Genomic DNA, 22,502 nt, shown 5'->3' on the forward strand with positions numbered 1-22,502 from the left:
CCTCAGTTTGGTTTTTAGTTTTTCTTTCATTTTACCCCTCAGAGTTTTCCTGGTGTTCAATTTTTCTTTACTTTACTTGAGATTCTTGAGTTTTCTCTAAGTTTTGCTTTGCGTTTTTTCTTTCAGCGCAAACAGTATCCGCACATGAAGTTCTTGCCTTCCAGACAAGCCGCAAAAATAGACAAACCGCTTCTTTTGAATCGTTCTAATATTAATAAGTTATATCCGCAAAACTTTTTAGCGAATAAGGAGAAAGAAGTGAGCGATTGTTGTACTGGTTCCTGCGGCTGCGGCAAAGTGATTAATGCGCCTGTTGTTACAGCCGTTATTGGGTCCAAACGGGTTGAACCCGGGAAATACAAAGGATCTGCGGCGAAAGTTTTCTTCTCGCCGATCATTGACGCTGAGCACCTCATCAAACTCTATAACTTAGTGAACAGCGAAATTTACGGCAAAGTTGCGATCAAACTGCACACCGGTGAAAAACACGGTCCGAATATCCTTCCTCGTGATTTAGTCCAAGCCCTTCAGGCGACGATTCCGAACAGCAACATCGTCGAAACAAATACACTTTACGAAGGCGACCGCTACACAACGGAAAGCCACCGAGAGACCATCAAGGTTAACGGCTGGACATTCTGCCCGGTCGACATCATGGACGAGGACGGCTTTGTCAACCTGCCCGTTAACGGCGGCTTCCACCTGAAAGAAGTTGCTATGGGCAAGAACATTGTCAACTATGACTCCATGCTGGTTCTGACTCACTTTAAGGGTCATGCTATGGGTGGTTTCGGAGGCTCGATGAAGAATATCGCCATTGGCTGCGCTTCCGGCCAGGTTGGTAAACGCCAGGTCCATGGCATCGAAGGCGAACCTCCTGCCGATTGGAATGCATGGCCGGCCAAGGAAAAGCTAATGGAATTGATGGCTGACTCGGCCAAAGCCACGATTGACCATTTCGGCAAGAGAATTACTTACATTAACGTCATGCGCAACATGTCTGTTGACTGCGACTGCGCTGGCCTTTCCGCTGCTAAACCGACGATTGCCGATATCGGTATTTTGGCTTCTACCGACCTCCTCGCTATTGATCAGGCTTGTGTCGACTTGGTTTACTCTCACCATAGAGACAATCATGATCTAGTTGAAAGAATGGAATCCCGTCACGGCCTGCGCCAGCTGACCGCAATGGCAGAGCATAAGATGGGCAACACCCAGTACGAATTGATCGAAATCGACTAATTTCCTTCAATGCAGTATGAGGGCTCCGATCTACGGAGCCTTCGTCGTCTCAGGCGGAAAATGACAATCGGTACTTGGTGTGTTTTTTCTCAATGGTTTGTGAAAACCATTTGGATGCATCGCCCCAGGATTTATAGCTAGCCCCCGAAATTTAAGACCGTGATCAGTTAAGATAAAGAAAATTAATCCTGAAGGACTAATTAAGGCTTTAACGGAAGAATATTAAGAATGCTTGCACCGGTTCGTATGATTGTGACTTACCCTCTTTACATGGCAATGGAAAGAGCTATTTTTCATTCTCAGACTTTTGAGAAAACCTGGTCAGGCCTTCGTCCGAAACTTGAAAAAGGCGTTGAACTCATCGCGCAGGAAGTTCACCCTCAGGGCCGCAACTTCATCCGCCGTTATGTCTATCAGGAACCCGCGACCCGCAGAATTTGTTCCGAATGCTTCGAAGAGATGTTCAATAATGAAGTCATGTCTCTTCTCGGCTTAGTCAAAAATGTCCGTAAAGACATTCGCGGCCGCCAAAAGCAAATCCTCGAATGGGAAAAAGATTTAATCGCGGCTCCGAAAAAGACCTGGAACATTCTTAACAGTACACAAAGCAATTTAAAGGACAAGATCAGTCGCTACAAAAGCAAGATCGAATACGACGAAAAACAAATCGTTGTGCTTTTGGATAAAGCGCTGGGTTCTTTGAAGGCACGCGGCGTTCGCATCGATCGCGAGCAGCTGGAAAGCCTGATTGAATCGGCCGAAGGCGAGGACCTTGCGGCCATTCTTTCTGTAGCTGACTGCGTGGGTCAGGTGTTAAAGCGTTTGGAGTCTCAGCTTGCTGAGTCGAACCCGACTCCGGAACTCTCTAAAACTTACGCAGGTTTTTACATGATGTGCAATCGCCTCTATTTAGAAGCGGTAAATCGAGCTTTGTATCAAATCGGCAAGGTTTACATGAAGCGCGTTGCAGGAATCGAAAAAGAAGCCTTTAAGCAAATCAACACAGCAGAAGAAAAACTCACTTCTCCTAATCTTTCTGAAGCTGCGCGCGCCACGCTTAAAAACAACGTCAAGATCAACCATGAGATTCTTGAAGTCGTTAAGTTCTACACACGTCATTTAAACAAGCGCACAAAAGAACTCTTAGAGATCCGTGAAAAAGCCGCTTTGAATTTCGAAATTTCTTTGAATACCTTCATGACGATGAAGATCGGCGCAGATTTAGCCGACTGCATCTCGAATGCAGAAAAAGATATCTCCAAGATCTTTGCTTTCGAGCCGCCTGCTCTTTCCGCCCTTTATGATGTCGGATTCAAAGAACAGTTCAGAGCTGTTACAAGACAAATCCGGAACGAGTAATAAGAAAACCGGAGCCTAAACGGAATCCGGTTTTTACTTTTGGAGGCCCTTCAGGAATTTCTTCGAAGAGCTTTAATTTTGATTAGCCTAACTGGATCTTCTTCCACACATGACGGATGGAAGGAACGGCAGGCGTCTTGCTTCGATCGTCGTAAGAAGTATGGAGCAGCTGATGAGCTTTGTGAGAATTCGGCTCTCCCAAGAACTCGTCATAAAGCTCTTTGACCATCGGATTGTTGTGAGACTGACGAACCGGACTGTTTTCGTCGGCGCGTTCCAGAACTTCGAAGCGCTTCGAAGTAGCGTTCAAATAGTTTCCTCTGAAACGAATCGTGCCGCCGCCGTTGACGCATCCGCCCGGACAAGTCATCACTTCGATAAAGTTATAGTCGCAGGTTCCCGCGGCCACTTCATCACAAATCTTGTTGGCGTTGGCTAGACCGTAAACGACTGCGATTTTCAGCTTCACGCCGCCTTCGTCCATATCCGCTTCTTTATAAACATGCGGGTGGTTGGAGGGCTTAAAGGGAACGTTGTTCACCTCTTTTCCGGTGAGGACATGGTAAAGCGTTCTTGAAGCCGCTTCTGCCACACCGCCGCTTTTCCCGAAAATCACACCGGCGCCCGAACCTCGGCTCATAAAGGGTGTATCAAATTCACCGTCTTCGATCTCTTTCAGATCTATCCCACGGCTCTTAAAGAGTCTTGCCAATTCGCGGACGGTTAAAACCAGATCCGTGTCCGGCACGCCGTCTTTGGCCAACTGTGGGCGTCCTGCCTCGATCTTCTTTGCTGTGCACGGCATGATGGAAATCACACGGATCTTTGAAGGCTCGGCGCCGATTTTTTCCGGCAGCCATGTCTTGGCAAGAGAACTGAGCACAGCCTGCGGAGAGCGAGTGGTGGAAAGATGGTCCAGCATTTCAGGACGATGCTGTTCAACAAAACTAACCCAGCCGGGGCAGCAGGAAGTAAACATCGGCATCACTGAGTGCTTATCTTTGATTCGATTAAGCAGCTCAGTACCTTCTTCCATGATCACAACATCAGCTGAGAAGTTGGTATCAAGAACATAGTTGGCACCCATCATCTTCAGCCCGGCAATGATGCGTTTTTCAACATTAGTTCCGGAAAGCGTTCCGAATGCATCGCCCAATGTTGCGCGGACAGAGGGCGCAAACTGAACTACGGAAATAACACTTTCGTCTTCAAGAATTTCGCGGGCCTTATCCACATTATCCGTTGACATTAAAGCCCCCGTAGGACAGACCATAATGCACTGTCCGCAGCGAACACATTTAGTGGAATCCACCCAATCTTTGGTGCCGTTCAGGCATACACCGGCTTTCGTTCCGATTTCATCAATACGAAGCGCTCCGATGCCTTGGATCTTATTGCACACCTCCACACAGCGCATACAGCGGACGCACTTATTAACATCGAGCTCGATCGCCGGATCGGTATGGTCAACCTTTCGTTCAGCAATAAATTTGCCCGTGAAAGGCGCCTTCTGGACTCCTAAGTTGCGAGCCAGCTGAAGAAGTTCACAATTACCGTAACGACCGCAGGTCACACAATCCATGTCGTGGTCTGCGAAGATCAAAGCCACCTGAGTTCGCTGCATTTTTTTGACCTGAGAGGAAATGGTGTCAACTTCCATTCCGTCTTCCAAAGGTGTCTTGCAGCTGGTGAGCGTAAGTTCCTGACCGTCGGCCCTTTTTACACGGACGATACAAACTGCACACGTCCCCGGTGTGTGACAGAGCGGCTTAAAAGCACAAAGCGTCGGGATAAAGAACCCCATTTGTCTGGCCGCTTCTAAAATTGTAATTTCTTGATCAAAATCAAAAGGTTTGTTGTTGATATAGGCTCTCATTTCTATTCTCCTTTTTCTTATTGAGCCTTTTGGTTAAAACCGGGAATCGGCAGCTGAGTAACAACGCCGAAGAGCCGGTAGCAGCGCATGCATCGTTCCGCTTCTTTCTTAGCTTCTTCCGGAGTTAATCCGAGTTCGACTTCTTCAAAGTTATGGGCGCGAATTTCGGGCGCCAGTTCTGGCATCTGCTGACGATCCTGATGAATGGTCGGAAGAACGGGTTCAGTCTCCTCAAGAAGATTGCATTTCTTAATCATCTGAGTCATGCGTGATCGCGGTTCAAAACCGACGGAACCTCGGGTTAGATATTCATGAATAGATTCGGCAGCTGTTTGACCCTGAGCCATACCTCCGATCAGCGTGGTCGGTCCGGTGGCACAGTCTCCGCCCGCAAATACGCCGGGACGGCTTGTAGCCAATGATTCCGTCACGGAAATGTTGCCGCGCTTATCAAACAGAATATTGTCTTTCTGTTCAAAAATACTTTGATCAATTCGCTGTCCGATAGCACTGATGACATTGGAGCAAGGAATGACAAATTCCGTACCCGGAATCTCGATAAGCTTTCTTCTGCCGTTGGCTTCAGGCGCGCCTTCGCGAAGTTTGATGCAGCGAAGTCCGGTAACTTTACCGTTTTCGAGCACCAGTTCTTTTTGAGCTGTCAGGAAATGGAATTCGATGCCCTCTTCTTTAGCCGCCTTGATTTCCAAAGGATCTGCCGGAGCTTGAGCTTCAGTTCTTCGATATATGACATGAACTTTGCCGTCGGTCATACGCACAGCAGAGCGAGAACAGTCCATTGCAACGTTGCCGCCGCCGACAACCACAAAGTCTCCGGAGAAGGAAGGAGCCTCACCTTCTACGACGCCGCGTTCAACCTGAAGAAGAAAATCCAAGCCGTTGTAATAGCCTTCAATTTGTTCATTGTCCTCGGGGAATCCAAGTTTCATACCCTTGGCACAGCCGACCCCTATAAACACAGCATTAAATCCCTCGTTAAAAAGGTCATCCAATGTGAAGTCTTTCCCTAAACGCCTGCCGTAATGAAATTTACCGCCCAGCTGCTCAATCGTATTGGCTTCAGCCAATAGAATATCTTTCGGCAGACGATACTGAGGAATACCGACTAAAGCCATCCCCCCGGCCTTTCGCTGTGCCTCAAACACTTCAACTTTGTAGCCTTTCAGCAGCAAATGATATGCGCATGTGAGTCCGGAGGGACCGGCGCCGATAATTGCGATTCTGGGAGAGAATTCGCTCGGTTCTGCAGCGGCACCTTCGAACATTTTGTCAACGGTGTACCCCAATGAGTCAGCGCAATAACGCTTCAGATTCTTGATGTCGACAGCTCCCTCCAGACGATTTCGTCTGCAAGCCTTTTCGCAAAGACGGACGCAGACTCGTCCGCAGGAGCCGACTAACGGGTAGTGACGAAGAACTACACCCGTGGCGTAATCCGTACGTCCTGCCTTTATGTAATCAATATAACGAGGCACGTTGACGTGCGCCGGACAGGCTTCGATGCAGGGAGCCGTCATTACTTCATAGCCGCCCCATGGCATATCAGGAAGCGGAACGAGTTTTAGATCTCCGGGAAAAGCTTTGATCGCTTCAATTAAAGCTACCGGCGAAGTCTGACCCACCCCACAGAAACTCGTATTTCTCATCATGCGGGCGATATCGAGAAGATTTTCCCAATTAATCGGGTCTCCTCTCAATGCTTTTTCCAGCGCCTGAGAAATGATGATTGAGCCGCTTCGGCAAGGAGTACATTTACCGCAGGAATTGTCTTTTACCGTTGAATAATATTTATTCATGGCAAAAAGCAGGTTTGCATGCGGGTGGAAAACTAAGAATCCCCGATGCGAGATAAATGTCATAACGGGGTTGCCGTTATTGAACTGCAGAAGATTTTTAAGATCCAGACCCTCAGGTTCTTTGTAATCAGCAGTGCCGCGGTTGTCATAGACGACACCGTCCCACACGCCATAATGAAGCCGCATATTCTTTTCCTTGTTTTGAGAGCAATTGTTTTATCGTAATGAATTCCATTTTAGGCGAGCCACGCCCTCATTTTTACATTTCAACATTTTTTACATGTTGTGAGCTGTCGAAGTTCCTCCTTCGTCCATTTCTTATTTATTGACTACGAATAGATGTACTACTTTGAGAAGATCACTGCAAAGATTTTCAGAATTGATCATTAGAATCTATTTGAAGTGAGGAGTTTTATGAAAGTCGGATTAGCACTTGGAAGCGGTTCAGCCCGCGGTTTTTCCCACATTGGCATTATTGATTGTTTGCTGGACCAAGGAATTGTTCCAGATGTTGTTGCAGGTACATCAATCGGAGCGATAGTGGGCGCCTGTTATGTCAGCGGACATTTAGAACGACTGCGTAAACAAGCCCTTGCTATTAACCGCTTAAATTGGACGACGTTTTTTAATCCGAGCTTTTCTATTGACGGGTGGATCAATTTGCATCAAATGCAGATGTTCCTCGTAAAGAGCGGCGTAGAACGGAAACAAAAATGCATTGAAGATTTAAAAACCCCTTTTGGAACCGTGACCTGTGATCTTATGAGCGGCAAAGAAATCTGGATTACAAAAGGTCCGGTTTTTGACTCCGTTTGGCCTTCAATGGCCATGCCGGGCGTCTTTCCGCCTGTTGAGGGACCTGAAGGCCGGTGGTATATCGACGGCGGCATCGTTAACCCAGTTCCTGTCTCTTTATGCCGGGCTCTGGGAGCCGATGTTGTGATCGCGGTAAACCTTAATAACGACCTCCTGAGGCGGGTTGAAATTGAAAAACAGTCAAAAGGCTCCAACAGAAAAAAAACGAGCGAAGTCGCAAAAATTTTTGCCAAGGCCAAAAATCTGATTCCGTCGATCAAAAAGGAGGCTGAGTCCGATAAACCTAAACCTCCGGATTTCTTTGAGACGATTTCCCGCTCTATTAATATTGCTCAGGACCGTATTACTAAAACCCGTCTCGCCGGTGATCCTCCCGAGATCATCCTTTGTCCGAAAGTCACCGACATAGGCTTATTAGAAACTTACCGTGCCGAAGAGGCTATTCGAGCCGGGTATAAATGCTGCGAAGCAAATATCGCTGCAATCAAAGACGCTATCGGTCACTAAAACGATACGTCTTAAGCCTTTTTGATATTGGCGGCGAGGTAAAGCATACCCACCAAAACCGAGCCGCCGATAATATTTCCTATCGTCACCGGAACCAGATTGCCCGCAACAAATGAATAAAAATCAGCTTTAAGTGCCGCAGCCTTCCCAGCTTCCGCTAACGCGATGTAGCGAGGATCGGTTCCTGTCAGGATTCCGAGCGGGATAAAGAACATATTGGCAATGCAGTGCTCCATGCCTAAAGCAACGAAAGCCATCGTCGGGAACCAAAGGGCTGCGATCTTACCGATCGTTTCCGTTGAGGCGGCTGCAGCAAATACAGCTAAGCAAACCAGCCAGTTGCACCCGATTCCGCGAAGAAGCGCCTCTGTAAAACCTAACGAACATTTGGCATTGGCTAAATTCACGACAGCGGCTGCCCAAGGCATCGTCCCGCCGGCACTCTCAAAAATCAGTCCTGAAAGATAAGCGATGAAGAAAGCAACAAAAAGCGCACCGGCAAAATTACCGATCCAGGAAGTCGCCAACGTAAAGGCGGTCTGGCCGAAAGTAATCTTTTGCTTAGCTTGGGCGGTGGTCAGCGTCATACAGCTGCCGGTAAACAAATCAGCACCGCAAAGAACAACCAGCATAAGCCCAAGCGGGAACACTGCTCCGAAAATCAGCTTTGACATTCCACCCCACTGCTCCCAAGGAAGCGCGAGTCCGATACGAATTGCGAGAAAACCGCCGATCGCAATATACATACCGGCGAGAAGTGTGTTCGCGGCACGGGCAATCCAGCATTGATTGGCTTTGGAGAGACCCATGCTCACAGTGGCATTCAGGATTTCTTGTGAAGTAAGTGTAGCCATAATCTATGGAAAAAAGAGGTCGGAAATTGAGCGAAATTCTAAGTGAAAATTTTCGCCTTTTTGAAAAAGCCGAATGACTAAAAAGAGACCTTTAGTCGGTGCTTTCCTCTAAATTCCCGTACACTTATGTCAAGTATGTTTCATTAAGAAAATAATTATGAAAAAAATTCAATTGGCTGCCTTCATTGCTGCTGCCGGCCTGATGCTCGGATCAGCTTACGCGGCTGGTCTCGACGCACCGGTTCCCCCTTCTTTCAACGATGCTCCCGACAATATTCAAAGACCGTCCAAGAGCGGTGAAACGATTGAGGAAAAAGTCACTGATTTAAACCAGAAAAACCCGGATATTGTTAATTCCAAAGCTGGTAAGAAAGACACCAAGGCTGAGGAAGCTCAATCTAAGAAAGACTTAAAAGCTGCTCAAAAGCGTTCTAAAGATCCTTCCTTGTGGCCAAAGACTAAAATTGAAGAGACCGTTGACAATCACAATCAGGTCACTGAAGTGAAAGTCACTCCAATGTCCACTCAGGTTCCTTATGTCATGACGCGTGAGGCTCCGAGCAATAAAACCGGCGGAAGCGGTCCCGGTACAGGAAGCGACAATACGATGAGCATTCCAAAATTCATTAATTTCGGCTTCTAAGCAGAGGATCAAAGCACAAAATGGCAGTATTTACTGAGGTTTCTAATACCCAGCTCGATGAGCTTTTGTCTCATTACGACATCGGTCAGGCTCGTTCCCTAAAAGGTATAGCCAGCGGTATTGAAAACAGTAATTTTTACTTGGACACCGACAAAGGTAAGTACGTCCTTACCATTTTCGAACGTCTGAACAAAGATCAGCTTCCGTACTATCTTGAACTGACCAGTCATCTCGGTAAAAAATGCCTTGCAGTAAGTTATCCCATTCCGCGCAAAGATGGCGGCTTGCTTTCCGAAATCAACGGCAAGCCATGCTCCATTGCTCCCTGCCTCAGCGGAACTTACGTAGAAAAACCTTCTGCCAAGGCTTGCCGTGAAATGGGAGAGATGCTTGCCAAGATGCATAACGCCGTTGAGGACTTTCCGCTTTCGCAGGAAAACACCAAAGGCTCGGCATTTTGGCTCTCCTCCATGCCGCTGCTTAAACCTTACATTCCCGATCGTCTGTACCAGATGCTCGAAGAAGAAGTCACGCGTCAGCTGGAGCTTCAAAAATCCCCGGAATATCAAGCCCTTCCGGCCGGTGCCGTCCACGCCGACTTGTTCCGCAATAATGCTTTGATCAACAAGAACGGCGATGACGAATCTTTGGCAGGCGTCATTGACTTTTATTTTGCGTGCAACGCACCGTTTCTCTATGACCTCGCTGTCACGTTAAATGACTGGACGATTGACTTAGAGACCGGAGAATTCGAACCCGAACGCGCTCAAGCCATGCTTGAGGGTTACAACAGCGTTCGTCCTTTAACCGAAGAAGATCACAAGCTCTGGCAGGATATCCTGTCTGCGGCAGCTCTTCGGTTTTGGGTTTCCCGACTTTACGATTACTATATGCCGAGACCTGCGTCGCTTCTCACCCCGCATGATCCGGCGCATTTCGAACGTATTCTTAAACTTCGCCGCGAATCCGCGCCTGAAGATTTACCTTGGATTTGATTTGAAACTTCGTTTTTATGGAAAATTATCACCTTCCTTTTAAAACGGGAATGGACTGGCTGCGAGGCGCATGTGTTGTTGTCAAACGTGCGCCCGCAACTGTTTTCGGCATTCTCGGCTGTTACGTGCTTGCTTTGTTCGTTGCCAACCTGCCTTCCGAGCTTCTCGGACTTTCCTGGCTCGGCGCGATCTTAAGTTCTTTGGTAACGCCTTTCGGGGCCTTGGCTTTTGCCGCTTGCGGCAGAGAGCTTGCCCGTAATTCCCGCCCGACCCTCTTCTCCTGCTTCGGCGAAGGCTGGAATGACATGGACACTCGTAACAAGCTGATTTTGTTAGGCTTGATTTACGGTCTCTGCGTTATCGTCATCGGCTTGATCGTGAGCCTCCTGACCTCCGGTGACATCGCACAGTGGAAGAATGCTCAGGGCCAAATTGATCCTCAGAGCGTCCTGAGCCATATTCCTTGGCTGGGCTTCATCGTGGGGGCCGTCCTATACGCCATGCTGTTGGGCATCACATGCTTCTCTCCGATGCTGATTGCCTGGAAAAAACAGCCTATCGGCAAAGCCTTCTTCTTCAGCCTTGTGGTCTGTTTCAGAAATATCGGCGCCATTGCCTGCCTCGGTCTGCTGCTTTTTCTGCTGGCTTCCGGCGGAGCAGTTGCCTTCGGCGCCTTGGGCGATCTAGGACAGATCCTGGTCATCCTGTGGGCACTCTTTGTCACAGGACTTTCTTACAGCTCTCTTTATCCGATGTGGCGTTCGATATTCGAGTCTGAAGTTCCGCCGCTTCATTAATGATTCGTTGCACATTCCCGGGCCTGCATCTGCAGGCCCTTTTGCTTCTCGATTAAGCTATCGAAAACAAGAAATCTTTTGGAGTTGAAATGCGTAACTTAATTCTTTGTCTTGCTCTCGGCGCTGTCGCCTCTTCCGCTTTTGCGCTGACTAATGAAGATTTGGCTGCCAATACTTGGATGCCGCTCGAAGAACAAACTAAGTCTTCCTGCGAACTTCCGGCCATGATTGATTTTCATAAAGACGGTACGCTTTCCTCCGAGCCCGGATGCAACAACATGTCCGGCCGCTACAAAATCGGTGAAGACGGAAAGATTGATTTCTCCGAAATGGCCATGACCCAGAGAATGTGCGCTAAGGAGTACATGGACCAGGAAATGCGTTTCACCACCATGCTGAATGCAACACACTACATCAAGAAAGATGACAAGCAGCTGATCCTTCTTGACGGAGACAAGAAAGAAGTCGGTCGTCTGGTTCCCGAAAAAGCCAAAGCCTGCAACTAATTCATGACCAGGCGCTTTGAGCGCCGTCAACTAAAAACGCTCGGTCGGTCCCGAGCGTTTTTAGTTAGTGAGCGGCTTCCCAGTTGTCTCCGACCCCGACTTCAGCGATCAGAGGAACATGGAGCTCAGTGACTGAATCCATGATCTTCGGAAGATTTTCTTTAACAAGGTCAACTTCGGCCTCCGGCACTTCCATGATGAGTTCATCGTGAATTTGGAGAATGAGTTTGCTCTTAAGGCCTTTCTCTTCAATCCATTTTTGAACCGCAATCATCGACAGCTTGATCAGGTCCGCAGCCGTCCCCTGCATCGGCGCGTTAATCGCAGCTCTTTCTGCCGCGGCGCGACGAGCACCGCCCGCATGGATCTCCGGGAGCCACAGCCTTCTGCCGAAGGTTGTTTCGACGTAACCCTGGCGATCGGCTAAAGCTCTTGTCCTTTCCATGTAGTCATGAACACCTGGAAAACGAGCAAAGAATTTGTTGATGTAATTCTTAGCCTCGTCTCTTCCGATGCCGAGGTTCTTTGCCAAACCGAACGGACTCATGCCGTACATCAAACCGAAGTTAATCACTTTGGCAATACGGCGGTCATTCGGTGTGACCTTGTCCCTTTCCTTTCCGAATACTTCCGCCGCTGTCGCACGGTGAATGTCCTCATTGTTCTTAAAGGCCTCAACCAAGCGCTTATCGGCTGACAAATGCGCCATGATGCGCAGTTCGATCTGAGAATAGTCAGCGCTGATCAATTTGCAGCCGGATGCCGAGATGAATGCTTCGCGAACTTTGCGGCCTTCTTCGGTTCGAATCGGAATATTCTGAAGATTCGGATTCGTGGAAGACAAACGTCCTGTCACAGCGACCGCTTGTTCGAAGGTCGTGTGGACTCTTCCGTCTTTGGGATCGACCATCTTCGGAAGTTTTTCCGTATAAGTCGTCACGAGTTTTGTGATCGTGCGGTACTCCAAGGCGATCTTTGCCAAGGGATAATTTTCAGCCAGTTCAGAAAGAACTTCTTCGCTGGTGGAATAATTCCCAGAGATCGTCTTTTTCGGTTTCGCACCCTCGAGAACAACACCCATCTTGTCGAACAAAATCTCGCCAAGCTGTTTCGGGCTGGACAGCTTGAAATTTTCCCCGGCAACTTCAAAGGCCTGCTCTTCCAATTCTCTGGCTTTCGTATTTAGCTGGGCTGTCTGCTGATCCAAGAGTTTCGTATCGATAAGCACGCCATTTTGTTCCATTTTGAAAAGAACATCTGACAAAGGCATTTCAATATCACGGTAAATTTTCTCAAGTTTCGCGTCGTCAGACAATGCTTTCTTAAAGAGACGATTTAACCGGCTGACGATAAAGACTCTTTCCGAAGCAAATTCAGCTGCCTTTTCGACAGAAACTTGGGAAAAAGACAGTTTTTTGGCGCCTTTTCCTAAGAGTTCTTCTTCCCCTCTTAATTCATATTTAAGCCAATTGGCTGCAAGTTTTTCTATAGTGTGAGAACGATGGGCCTCTAAAACATAGCTTTCCAGCATTACGTCATCGGAGACACCGGCGAGATTAATACCGACATTGGCGAAGACGTGTTTCATGTACTTGGTGTCATAACCGCATTTAATCGGTTTCTTATGTTCAAGCACCCTTCCGAAGATCTCTTTAAAAGTACCTAGAGTAAGACCTTGAGCTAAAAGGACATCGTTGTCGATCGGAACGTAACTCGTCTTGCCGTCCGTAGTTCCGAAAGCAACGCCGACCGGCATATATTCCTGCTGAGATGATCCGTCCGCTAAGACATAAAATTCAAAGCCGTCCTTGGTGACCAAATCTTCAAGATGTGCGGCCAGCTCTTTAGCTTTTGCCTTATCAGTAATGATTTCAAGCGTTCTTTCGGTTTCGGATTCTTGTTCCTGTGAGAACAAATCCAAAGTATCGCCTTCAACAGGAGCAGCTCCGACCGCAGCTCTCTTTTGAGCCGTTGTTGAAGTTTCTAAAGGTTTGACTTCACCGGGTACATCCGTTTTCTTTAGTTCTTTAGCCCAGCTTCTGAATTCCAGCTTGTTGTAGTAATCCAAAAGTTCGGTGCGGTTCGGCGTCTTTAACTTCAAAGACTCTAAGGAAGGAACTTCTGCCGATAAGTCAGCATCAGTCTTGATCGTGACTAGCTGACGGGCAATCGGAAGAAAGCCCAAAGCCGAACGAAGATTTTCACCGATCTTGCCTTTCACTTTTTCTGCGTTTTCGATCACGCCGTCCACTGAGCCGAATTCAGTGATCCATTTAGCAGCGGTCTTTTCTCCGCACTTGGGAACGCCCGGAACGTTATCGATCTTATCGCCCATAAGGGCGAGGAAATCGATGATCTTTTCCGGAGGTACTCCGAACTTCTTCTCAACGCCCTCACTGTTTAGCCAGCTGTTGTCCTTGCCCATCGTATTCACAAGGAGAACATTGTCATTGACGAGCTGAGCAAAGTCTTTGTCGCCGGTGGCGATAACGACATTGAAGCCCTCTGCTACGGCTTTTTTCGTCAATGTTCCAATGGTGTCATCGGCTTCTATTCCGGGAATCTGAAGGAAAGGAATGCCTTCTTTTTGAACACCCTCAAAAATCAGCGGTATTTGCACGGAAAGGTCTTCCGGCATCGGAGGACGATTGGCCTTGTAGTCAGGATAGATATCCGAACGGAAAGTTTTTCCTTTCGGATCAACCACACACGCAACATAGTCCGTAGGTACATCCTTCATCAATACTCTGAGCATCGAGAGGAAGCCGCGAATCGCATTCGTGGGCGTGCCGGTCGATGTCGATAAAGGAGGCAGCGCGTGGTAAGCACGAAAAATAAAGTTTGAACCGTCAATAAGAAGAAGCGTTTTTTTCAAGATAAGGTCCTTTTCCCTAACTACAACGGGTGCACCGAACATAAGTTGAAAGAGTACCAAAGGATGGCCCACTCGGTACGAAATTCTGCCAATTATGGACAGTTATTCAGTTTGTGTGAACCGAGATCTTAAGCCACTAAAGACATCAACGATAAGGAAAATAATTGTCTAGAGAGGCTCATTTGAAAAAGTATTCCTTTGAGCCTCAGTATCTAAACTTGCCTACCAAAAGCAGGATATAGAAACCGGAAACTGATCAATTTAATTTATTGCTTTAAAAGAAATCAGACTTGAAATTTTGCCCAGATGAACTGCAGAACTATCATGAGGAAGCGATTATCTCGGTAAATTCCAATAGCCGATTGTTTTCATTCGATTTTAAATAAAACAGTTTAGGAGAGAGACAAACTTAATTCGGTCACATTATTCTTTAAAAATAAATTTGAATTAAATAAATATCTCTATATCGCTTATAATCATCAACAGATAATCTTATTATCTAATTTTATTTTGTTATTTCTTTTTATCAATCGGTGTCCAAATGGCAACTTTAGAAGATCTGATTCGTCAAAAACAAGAATTAGAAAAAGAAATTGAAGAAGTTACTCGCCGCGAACGTATTAACGCCATTAATACTTGCCGAGAATTGATTCAAAAATTCGACCTTCAGCCTGCAGAAATCGGGCTTAAAAAACTTATGCGCAAAGGCGCAATGATCCCGAAATTCATGGGACCCAAAGGCGAAACTTGGACGGGGCGCGGCCGCAAACCTATTTGGCTCCAGCAGGCTGAGCTTGAAGGCAAGAGCCTTGAGGATTTCCGTATTACTTCCCCCGTTGCAATGGAAGAAGACGAAGAAGCTCGCTTAGAAGAACTGACTCGACCCGACAACGTTAAAGCCTAATCGCATTGCTTTATCATCAAAACCGCAGTGAAAATTTTCTCTGCGGTTTTTTCTTACTACTATTAAACACGACTTTTTAAGTCTTTGAAATTAATTAGTCGTTGAGATCTTGGTTTAAAGATTTTTGAACACTTAAAATTTCTTTCGTTTCTCCGGAGACACTTATCGTCGGACCAACAAACAAATATTTCCGATAAAAGATACCATTATCTAATCAGCCTCTTTAAAAAGAGTATCCGAGTCAGACTCCTTCTCTCTGCTTTACCTGTTCTTTTATATTTGAATCTATGATCGAAGGGTCATTATCAGTTTGGTTTTAATTAGACTTCTGATATGCGTAAGTTATTCGATCCTTATTTTTTACTTCATTTAATTCAAAAAGTAGCAAATCTCTCAGAAGTTAAAGAATAATAATTTGTCTGAGCATTTAATCACGAGAGATAATTGTTAATACCGTTCAATCATTCTTCTAGATTCAGCATTAGAGGATCAAAAACATAAACAGTTTCCAATCTCTCGCACTCCTAGATCCGCCAGGAACATAACCGATATCTGCTTGCAGATCTTGCAAATGTAATTGGTGGTAATACTATTGCCCAACTGACTATTAACGTCTAAGCTCGAGCCATTCCTAAAGGAGGATGATTAAAAATGATTGAACCCGTAGCAAAAGACAAGTGCCTTCCGGAGCTCGTAGCTCTTTTCCCGGAATTAGTCGCTCACCGTCACGATATCCATCAGCATCCTGACTGCGGCTTCGAAACTCAAAGAACCATCGGAAAAATCAAGGAATTCCTTGAAAAACACAATGTTTCTCCCAAAGACATGGATGACACCACTTGCCCCGGCTCTTTGTTCGTCGAAATTAAAGGCAATCAGCCCGGCAAGACCATCGGTTTCCGCGCTGACATCGACGCACTCAAGATGAAAGATCTTAGCGGAAAAGAATGGAGCTCCCAGATTGACGGTCAGGCTCACGCCTGCGGCCACGACGGTCACCAGACCTGGCTCATGGGTGCGGCTGCATACATGGCTGAACATAGAGATTTCCCCGGTACGCTCGTCTGTGTTTTCCAGGGCGCCGAAGAAATCGGTAAAGGAGCCGAAAGCGTCGTGCAGTCCGGTTTCCTCGACAAGTACAAAGTTAAGGAAATGTACGGTGCGCACGATGAGCCCTTCTTAAAGAAAGGTCAGATCGGCTTCAAAGTCGGCCACCTGCAGGCGGCATCCGATACTTTTGCGGTTAAGTTCATTGGTGCCGGCACACACGGCGGCCGTCCTCATCAAGGTGCCGATCCGATTCCTGCCCTCTCCGAAATGTACCTGGCAATGCAGACAATTGTTTCCAGAAAGGTTGATCCTCTGGAAAGTGCCGTCGTTTCCGTCTGCTTTATGAATGCCGGAACTTTCGGAACATTTAATGTGCTTCCCGGCGAAGCTGTCATGGGCGGCACCGTTCGTACTTTCCTTCCAGAAGTTCGGGATTTGGTCGAAAACACGATCAAGCGTATGGCAGAAGGCATCGCCATGGCCCACGGCCTGAAAGCTGAAGTCAGCTACGAACGTCTTATCTCTTCAGTGAATAACGACGAACGTCTGACCAAAGAAGGCGTCCGCATCGCTCAGGATCTGTTGGGTAAAGACAAAATTTTCCCCGACTTTAAGCCCTTCATGTCCAGCGAAGACTTCTCCGTCTATCAGGAAAAAGTGCCTGCAACCATTTGCAGAATTGGTATTGCCGACGAAAACCACACGGTTCCGCTTCATAATCCGAAGTTTGATTTCAATGATGAAGTGCTTCCGCTGGCAAGTACTTTATTTGTGAAAATTGCCCAGGCCCGCTTGAAAGCATTAAGCGAAGAATAGCGGGCTTCAAAACCAAATCTGACGGCTCTGCATTGAAAGATGCAGAGCCGTTTTCTTTGTTAGAAACCGCTAAGACGCAATATACAGAAAGACAGAAAGGCGCTGAAGAAGCGCCTGCACAAGAACCGCAGAGCCCGTCTGCGGTAACCGTCACGAAGTTTTCAAACAGCTAATCAGTGCGTTGTTTGATGGAAAAGATCATTCAACTCCGGATGATCTTTTAAATCCAATTTTCCGCGTGTCTGATAGCGCTGAAAGCCCAACATAAAGAGGCAGCGTCTGCGGCTGCAGCTCAAAGAGACAGATGTCTGATGGGGCGTAAACTTGGGGCAACGATGCTTGGCTCCGATTCTGTTCACAATGATCTCCTAAATCGCGTGCAAATCATAAACACTTCAAATTTGAAAATACGACCGCTTGAAGCAGAAATCTTTTCTAATTATGTCACTTCTATGACACTTCAAAATTAATCAATCAGTTAGGAAAATCCTTAAGAATTGCAACCAAATTTTTATGGAATAACAAACTTTAGTTGTCTTATCTGACAAGAAGAGAAAGTCGATAATTTTGCTTCAGGATTAACGAGAACAAGTTGCGTCAATGAGCGAAATACAGCCTGTTTAAAAAAGCTCACGCTAAATATTCCGAATAACTCCAAGAACTTAAGGCTTTTGGGCAATTTTTTGCCTTTTCCGCTTGTAGACGCTGTGAATGCTCTTCGTTAGAATAGCGAAAATATTATCGTTGTTAACCCTGACAAAAACAAAAAAGGACTGATCGACCGAAATGCATTTCCAAGAGATAAGGCGTGCCGCCGCTCAAGGTACTATCAGCCTGCCTCCTCCCATGGATTCCGAAGGACTGGAAGACTTGGCTGTTTTGAAGTCATGTTTGAAAGTCATCCGTGAACTCTCGGGATTTCGCTATGCCTTTGCCAAAGATGCAATGGCGGAGACTTTTGCGCCCTTAATGGCCTCCGTAGAAGCGAAAAACGAACTCGAACGTCAGGGTTTAAAAGTCAGTTTGAAGTCTTATTTCTTGTCTTTAATACTGAAAGACTTAGAAAATCCCGACATCGTAACGATCGATAACTACATTAATGCTCTGTTTAATTGCGCAGATGCTGCCGCTAACGGTCCGATAACGGTTCAAACCGTCGTAAATGTTGCCAACAGCTTCCCGCAAGATGGTATTAATTGGCGCCAAAACCCGCAAACCGAAGAGGAGCAGATCCTTCTTCAGCCGGATACCTTTCCCGACAGCAAAGCCGTTCAGGTTGAATTGGCCAGATGGGAAAAATACTCCAAAGAACTGAGAGACTTAGACCCTCTGGTTCATGCGCTTTTGACGAATCTGTACTTTATGGCGATCTCCCCTTTGAACCGTCATAACGGAAGAGTGACTCAAATCCTTCTGCAGCTCTCCTTGATGGGACAGAACATCAACTCGCCTGCTCCCTGTCTGATGCTCGGTCGCGCCTTGATGACCAATGCGCACTTCGGCATCGAAGAACGTTTATACGGTTTGAGAACCCGACAATGGTCTCCGTACCTTCAGTACATGCTGAAGACATTATCCAAAGCAATTCTGCTTTCCGGCGACCTTTTGGCTTCCTTACAGCGTTTGTACGCTCAGACAGAGGCCTACTTGAAGATGATCGGTTTAGCCTCTCATGCAGCATTCCTGCCGGTGATATTCAAACATCCGGCATGCCGTACGGGTGAGTTTTCCAGTATCTTCACAACAAGGCGTCAGGTAGCCAGTCATATTTTGAATGATCTGGCCCGCGCCGGAATCCTGGAAAGAGTTGAAGACGGAAGAGACCGTGTGTTCTACCACACGAGATTGATAGAACTGCTAGAAAGCGAAAACTATAGTTTCTCGCCTCTTCCTGCCTCTATTGATCCCTTCGTTCCTTTATACCAAAAAGGAACGCCGGGTCGAACAAAACGAGAGCCGCTTCCGACACGCGAAGACGCGCTCCCGAAATTCTCCGTCACCGGCGATTAATTCCATTCGAAGTTTTCAGCGAATCTCCCCGTGGACTTCCTGATGCTCCACGGAGGTTACTGCGTTCGTATCCGGATCGACAAAAACCACTGTCGGTTTATGTTCTTTCAATTCCTCTCGAGTCATTTGAGCGTAGCTCATGATGATGACCAAATCGCCTTCAGAAACTAAACGAGCAGCCGCCCCGTTTAAACAAATAATACCCGAGCCAGGTTTTCCTGAGATGGCATAAGTGGTTAATCTATTTCCGTTATTAATATCAACGACATCAACTTGCTCGTATTCATTAATACCTGATTGTCTTAAAAGTTCTTCATCGATCGTGATAGAACCAACGTAATTTAAATCCGCCTGAGTAACTTTTGCACGATGAATCTTACTCTTGAGTATCGTTAATAACATCTATTACATCCCGAAATCATTTATAAAGTAAATAAATTATAGTCCTTAGACATGAGCAGAAACGTCATTATCATGAAAGAATATCCCTCAGAAAGGATGATAAGATGTTATCCGCTAGATCTATATGTTAGGTATCAATAATAATTAATATGCAATACATATTTGATTGAACATAAATTTATAAATAAATACTTGAATTATTTTTATCATATATACAACGAAGATTTAAATCTATAAATAATATATCTATGTATATCATCATGAAATAGATCTTCAAGCTATAACTCATATATTTTATTTACAAAAAGCCTGTATCAATTTAATTTTAACGATTTTTAAAGTGAAATTTCGCGTATCTCAGCATTCTTGTTTAATTGTTTTATATGCGTTATTTAACTATAATTCAAATAGTTACTTGTATCACATAGAAGTTGAACCTTCACTTTAAGTAAGAAAAATTCAAGACCGTATATCTATCGGGATGAACTAGATTTATATATCTAGATAAATGATCTTCAAATACACTAGATATACACTTTCTAAACTAAAAATTAATTTTGTCTAGCTAGCCTAGATAAAACCTATCGATGTATCAAATACTTAGAATAATAGAATTTTTAGTCAAAAAATAAGGTTCTGTTTTAAAGACAGAACCTTACCAAAAGTTTTGTATTAAGTTACAGGATTGTAATTTTCTTTCCGGCAATTCTCGCTAAAAGATTCTTAATTCCTCCGGTCTTGAATTTAACAATCAAGACCATGTCGTCCCCTGCTCCCTGAGTGTCAAGGATGACACCGGGACCAAATTTTTCATGATTAATATTAATACCTGCTTTATAGGGTGAATCAGAATTCTGTTTAGCACGTATTTTCTGAGTTTGGAGTTTTTCTTTCTTCGTTTCAATAATTCCCTTCGCCCATTCAGGAACATTTGAAGCGAATCTATGGCCGGACGGTTTTGTAGATCCGCCACAAGAAGAATTGCGATAAGAACTTGAATAATTTTTATTCGAGCCGGATCGGCTTCCCCAAGAGTCTTCATCTTCCGCTTCGTAACGTGACTCGAACGGATTTCTGCTCAGCCACTTGAGCGTCTCTCCCGGAATTTCTGTGAGGAAGGAACTCGGATAGCTTGAGAAACTTCTGCCCTGGAGCATGCGTTCTTCGGCAAGCGTCAGATAAAGTTCTTTCCTTGCTCGAGTAATCGCCACGTACATGAGGCGGCGTTCTTCCTGAAGGGCCTTTTTGTCATTCTTGCTTCTGAAGTGCGGGAACATGTCTTCTTCCAAACCGGTAATGAAGACAATATCGAATTCCAAACCTTTCGAGGCGTGTACAGTCATCAGCTGGACAGCATCTTGACCGACCTGAGCTTGGTTTTCTCCGGCTTCTAAACTGGCATGAGAAACGAATCCTGCTAAAGCAGAAAGATTCTCAACCGCCGTGCCGTCGGAATTTTCCGTATCGATGGCTTCTTCTTTAATGAAGCCCTGAGCCGCGGACGTTAATTCCTGTAAGTTTTCAATACGCTCGCTGCCGTTCGGATCCAATTCGTACATATTCCTCAGGCCGCTCTTTTCAACAGTGAAGTCGACGAAAGCGGGAAGCGGCATTTCGTCTTTTGCAACACGCAGTGTGTCGATGATCTCCTTGAAAGCGGCAAATTTATTGGCCGCCGCTCCACGGATGTACTGCATAGATTCAAATAAGGAAATGCCGTTCGTCGTCGCAAAATCCACAAGGTTTTCAATGGACTTTGCGCCGATTCCGCGGGCCGGTACGTTAACGACTCTTAAGAATGCAGAATCGTCTGAAGGGTTCTCGGCCAAGCGCATGTAAGCCATAGCGTTCTTAATTTCAGCACGATCGAAGAATCGTAGACCGCCGTAAACCATGAACGGAATACCGCGTCTTGTCAGTTCCGTTTCAAACAAACGAGACTGCGCGTTGGAGCGATAAAGAATGGCGATATCTTCAGGAGAGACGCCTTTGTCGATGTATTCCTGAATCGTGGAACAAACAAAGCGGGCTTCATCAAAGTCATTGTCCGAACGGTTGGCTCTGATCTTCTCGCCTTTGCCAGCATCCGTCCACAAGTTCTTGCCCATGCGCTCAGAGTTGTTGGAAATCAAAGCGTTAGCAGCATCAAGAATGTTGCCTTGAGAACGATAGTTTTGTTCAAGTCGGATCGGTTCTCCGATTCTGAACTCTTGAACAAAGGACATCATATTGCCGACGTTGGCGCCGCGGAAAGCATAAATCGACTGGTCATCGTCGCCGACCGCAAAGACCGCGTTCGGCGGATTTTTTTCTCCCAAGCCGGCCAAAAGCTTCAGCCATTCATACTGGAGAACGTTGGTGTCCTGAAACTCATCTACTAAGATAAAACGGAAACGTTCCTGGTAATGATGACGAATCATTTCGTTACGGCTCAAAAGCTCATAGGCTCTTAAGAGCAGTTCCGCAAAGTCGCAGGCTCCTTCTCTCTGAAGCACTGCTTCGTACATGGCATAAATCTGAATATATGCCTTGTCTTTAGAGAACTTTGAATAGACCTCAGAGGCGCGCTTGCCTTCTTCCTTGCAGCGGTTGATGAAGTTTTGTACCTCACGAGGCTTGAACTCTTCCGTATCAATGCCGTTTGCCTTCATCACGCGTTTGATCACGCCGAGCTGGTCGCTCATATCCAAAATGGCAAACGTCGACGGAAGGCCGGCTTCCTGATGATGCAGACGCAGCAAACGGTTGCATAAGCCATGGAAAGTACCGACCCACATAGCACGCGGGTTGATCGGAATCATGTTCTGCAGGCGAGCCAGCATTTCTTTGGCAGCCTTATTCGTAAAGGTCACCGCAAGAATCTCGCTCGGATGAGCCATATTCTGTTGAAGCAGGTAGGCAATGCGGCTTGTTAAGACGCGCGTCTTCCCCGAGCCGGCGCCGGCAAGAATCAATGCAGACTTCGGTTCGGCAGTCACTGCCTGGGCTTGTTGCTTATTAAGCGATTCAGTAATGGATTGCATTCTTTTCTTC

General features: G+C 46.3%; 17 protein-coding genes. 10 read left to right on the forward strand and 7 right to left on the reverse strand.

All coding sequences use genetic code 11. From position 1 onward, the window contains the following. Positions 1 to 258 precede the first annotated feature (258 nt). Both HMPREF9439_RS07990 and HMPREF9439_RS07995 read left to right on the forward strand, forming a co-directional pair. Positions 259 to 1,242 (forward strand): DUF362 domain-containing protein, encoded by a 984-nt coding sequence (locus HMPREF9439_RS07990; RefSeq protein WP_244862417.1) that lies wholly within the window; start codon positions 259 to 261, stop codon positions 1,240 to 1,242. Between the two features lie 228 nt (positions 1,243 to 1,470). Further along, positions 1,471 to 2,601 (forward strand): hypothetical protein, encoded by a 1,131-nt coding sequence (locus HMPREF9439_RS07995; protein WP_008864478.1) that lies wholly within the window; start codon positions 1,471 to 1,473, stop codon positions 2,599 to 2,601. An 82-nt stretch (positions 2,602 to 2,683) separates the two neighbouring features. On the opposite strand, the gene HMPREF9439_RS08000 is transcribed toward HMPREF9439_RS07995, so the two are convergent. Together HMPREF9439_RS08000 and HMPREF9439_RS08005 are read right to left on the reverse strand one after the other, a co-directional pair. After that, complete coding sequence (locus HMPREF9439_RS08000; RefSeq protein ID WP_008811863.1) at positions 2,684 to 4,477, reverse strand: [FeFe] hydrogenase, group A; 1,794 nt, start codon at positions 4,475 to 4,477, stop codon at positions 2,684 to 2,686. Between the two features lie 17 nt (positions 4,478 to 4,494). Continuing rightward, on the reverse strand, positions 4,495 to 6,480 hold the full coding sequence (locus tag HMPREF9439_RS08005) for an FAD-dependent oxidoreductase (RefSeq protein ID WP_008811862.1): 1,986 nt from the start codon (positions 6,478 to 6,480) through the stop codon (positions 4,495 to 4,497). A 228-nt stretch (positions 6,481 to 6,708) separates the two neighbouring features. Between HMPREF9439_RS08005 and HMPREF9439_RS08010 the strand changes: the two genes are divergently transcribed. Continuing rightward, positions 6,709 to 7,617: a patatin-like phospholipase family protein gene (locus HMPREF9439_RS08010; RefSeq protein WP_008864479.1), complete on the forward strand. Its 909-nt coding sequence runs from the start codon at positions 6,709 to 6,711 to the stop codon at positions 7,615 to 7,617. A gap of 11 nt (positions 7,618 to 7,628) precedes the next feature. Here the strand turns inward: HMPREF9439_RS08010 and HMPREF9439_RS08015 are convergent, their stop codons facing one another. Then, positions 7,629 to 8,471: a formate/nitrite transporter family protein gene (locus tag HMPREF9439_RS08015; protein WP_008811860.1), complete on the reverse strand. Its 843-nt coding sequence runs from the start codon at positions 8,469 to 8,471 to the stop codon at positions 7,629 to 7,631. Positions 8,472 to 8,628: 157 nt separating this feature from the next. Between HMPREF9439_RS08015 and HMPREF9439_RS08020 the strand changes: the two genes are divergently transcribed. From HMPREF9439_RS08020 to HMPREF9439_RS08035, 4 genes are all read left to right on the forward strand, one after another. After that, a complete protein-coding gene (locus tag HMPREF9439_RS08020; RefSeq protein ID WP_008811859.1) occupies positions 8,629 to 9,114 on the forward strand; it encodes a hypothetical protein in 486 nt (161 codons plus the stop codon). 20 nt (positions 9,115 to 9,134) lie between these two features. Then, the gene (locus tag HMPREF9439_RS08025) at positions 9,135 to 10,109 is read left to right on the forward strand and encodes a homoserine kinase (RefSeq protein WP_008811858.1); all 975 of its coding nucleotides are present in this window, start codon (positions 9,135 to 9,137) and stop codon (positions 10,107 to 10,109) included. Positions 10,110 to 10,126: 17 nt separating this feature from the next. Continuing rightward, positions 10,127 to 10,906, forward strand: a complete 780-nt coding sequence (locus tag HMPREF9439_RS08030; RefSeq protein ID WP_008811857.1) for a BPSS1780 family membrane protein — start codon at positions 10,127 to 10,129, stop codon at positions 10,904 to 10,906. A gap of 89 nt (positions 10,907 to 10,995) precedes the next feature. After that, positions 10,996 to 11,412, forward strand: coding sequence for an META domain-containing protein (locus HMPREF9439_RS08035; protein WP_008811856.1), 417 nt, complete (start codon positions 10,996 to 10,998; stop codon positions 11,410 to 11,412). A gap of 64 nt (positions 11,413 to 11,476) precedes the next feature. On the opposite strand, the gene polA is transcribed toward HMPREF9439_RS08035, so the two are convergent. Further along, complete coding sequence (gene polA / locus HMPREF9439_RS08040) at positions 11,477 to 14,287, reverse strand: DNA polymerase I (RefSeq protein WP_039896335.1); 2,811 nt, start codon at positions 14,285 to 14,287, stop codon at positions 11,477 to 11,479. A gap of 541 nt (positions 14,288 to 14,828) precedes the next feature. Between polA and HMPREF9439_RS08045 the strand changes: the two genes are divergently transcribed. Continuing rightward, on the forward strand, positions 14,829 to 15,191 hold the full coding sequence (locus HMPREF9439_RS08045; protein ID WP_008811854.1) for an H-NS histone family protein: 363 nt from the start codon (positions 14,829 to 14,831) through the stop codon (positions 15,189 to 15,191). A 651-nt stretch (positions 15,192 to 15,842) separates the two neighbouring features. Continuing rightward, positions 15,843 to 17,057, forward strand: a complete 1,215-nt coding sequence (locus HMPREF9439_RS08050; protein WP_008811853.1) for a M20 metallopeptidase family protein — start codon at positions 15,843 to 15,845, stop codon at positions 17,055 to 17,057. A 173-nt stretch (positions 17,058 to 17,230) separates the two neighbouring features. Here the strand turns inward: HMPREF9439_RS08050 and HMPREF9439_RS08055 are convergent, their stop codons facing one another. After that, entirely contained in the window at positions 17,231 to 17,416 is a 186-nt protein-coding gene (locus HMPREF9439_RS08055; protein ID WP_008864482.1) for a hypothetical protein, read from the reverse strand. Positions 17,417 to 17,843: 427 nt separating this feature from the next. On the opposite strand from HMPREF9439_RS08055, the gene HMPREF9439_RS08060 reads away from it, so the two are divergent. Next, positions 17,844 to 19,067 carry a Fic family protein gene (locus HMPREF9439_RS08060; RefSeq protein WP_008811852.1) on the forward strand — a complete coding sequence of 408 codons (1,224 nt, stop codon included), beginning with the start codon at positions 17,844 to 17,846 and terminating at the stop codon, positions 19,065 to 19,067. Positions 19,068 to 19,082: 15 nt separating this feature from the next. On the opposite strand, the gene panD is transcribed toward HMPREF9439_RS08060, so the two are convergent. Further along, positions 19,083 to 19,469 carry an aspartate 1-decarboxylase gene (gene panD, locus HMPREF9439_RS08065; protein WP_008811851.1) on the reverse strand — a complete coding sequence of 129 codons (387 nt, stop codon included), beginning with the start codon at positions 19,467 to 19,469 and terminating at the stop codon, positions 19,083 to 19,085. A gap of 677 nt (positions 19,470 to 20,146) precedes the next feature. Further along, complete coding sequence (locus tag HMPREF9439_RS08070) at positions 20,147 to 22,492, reverse strand: ATP-dependent helicase (protein WP_008864483.1); 2,346 nt, start codon at positions 22,490 to 22,492, stop codon at positions 20,147 to 20,149. Positions 22,493 to 22,502 lie beyond the last annotated feature (10 nt).

Origin of the sequence: Parasutterella excrementihominis YIT 11859, from assembly GCF_000205025.1 — a bacterium.
Classification (GTDB): Bacteria; Pseudomonadota; Gammaproteobacteria; order Burkholderiales; family Burkholderiaceae_F; genus Parasutterella; species Parasutterella excrementihominis.

Coding starts and splice junctions, on each gene's coding strand:
- HMPREF9439_RS08015 (WP_008811860.1), bottom strand. CDS start 8,471: ATGGCTACACTTACTTCACAAGAAATCCTGAATGCCACTGTGAGCATG.
- HMPREF9439_RS08010 (WP_008864479.1), top strand. CDS start 6,709: ATGAAAGTCGGATTAGCACTTGGAAGCGGTTCAGCCCGCGGTTTTTCC.
- HMPREF9439_RS07995 (WP_008864478.1), top strand. CDS start 1,471: ATGCTTGCACCGGTTCGTATGATTGTGACTTACCCTCTTTACATGGCA.
- HMPREF9439_RS08020 (WP_008811859.1), top strand. CDS start 8,629: ATGAAAAAAATTCAATTGGCTGCCTTCATTGCTGCTGCCGGCCTGATG.
- HMPREF9439_RS08035 (WP_008811856.1), top strand. CDS start 10,996: ATGCGTAACTTAATTCTTTGTCTTGCTCTCGGCGCTGTCGCCTCTTCC.
- HMPREF9439_RS08025 (WP_008811858.1), top strand. CDS start 9,135: ATGGCAGTATTTACTGAGGTTTCTAATACCCAGCTCGATGAGCTTTTG.
- HMPREF9439_RS08045 (WP_008811854.1), top strand. CDS start 14,829: ATGGCAACTTTAGAAGATCTGATTCGTCAAAAACAAGAATTAGAAAAA.
- HMPREF9439_RS08070 (WP_008864483.1), bottom strand. CDS start 22,492: ATGCAATCCATTACTGAATCGCTTAATAAGCAACAAGCCCAGGCAGTG.
- panD (WP_008811851.1), bottom strand. CDS start 19,469: ATGTTATTAACGATACTCAAGAGTAAGATTCATCGTGCAAAAGTTACT.
- HMPREF9439_RS08030 (WP_008811857.1), top strand. CDS start 10,127: ATGGAAAATTATCACCTTCCTTTTAAAACGGGAATGGACTGGCTGCGA.
- HMPREF9439_RS08000 (WP_008811863.1), bottom strand. CDS start 4,477: ATGAGAGCCTATATCAACAACAAACCTTTTGATTTTGATCAAGAAATT.
- HMPREF9439_RS08005 (WP_008811862.1), bottom strand. CDS start 6,480: ATGCGGCTTCATTATGGCGTGTGGGACGGTGTCGTCTATGACAACCGC.
- HMPREF9439_RS08050 (WP_008811853.1), top strand. CDS start 15,843: ATGATTGAACCCGTAGCAAAAGACAAGTGCCTTCCGGAGCTCGTAGCT.
- HMPREF9439_RS08060 (WP_008811852.1), top strand. CDS start 17,844: ATGCATTTCCAAGAGATAAGGCGTGCCGCCGCTCAAGGTACTATCAGC.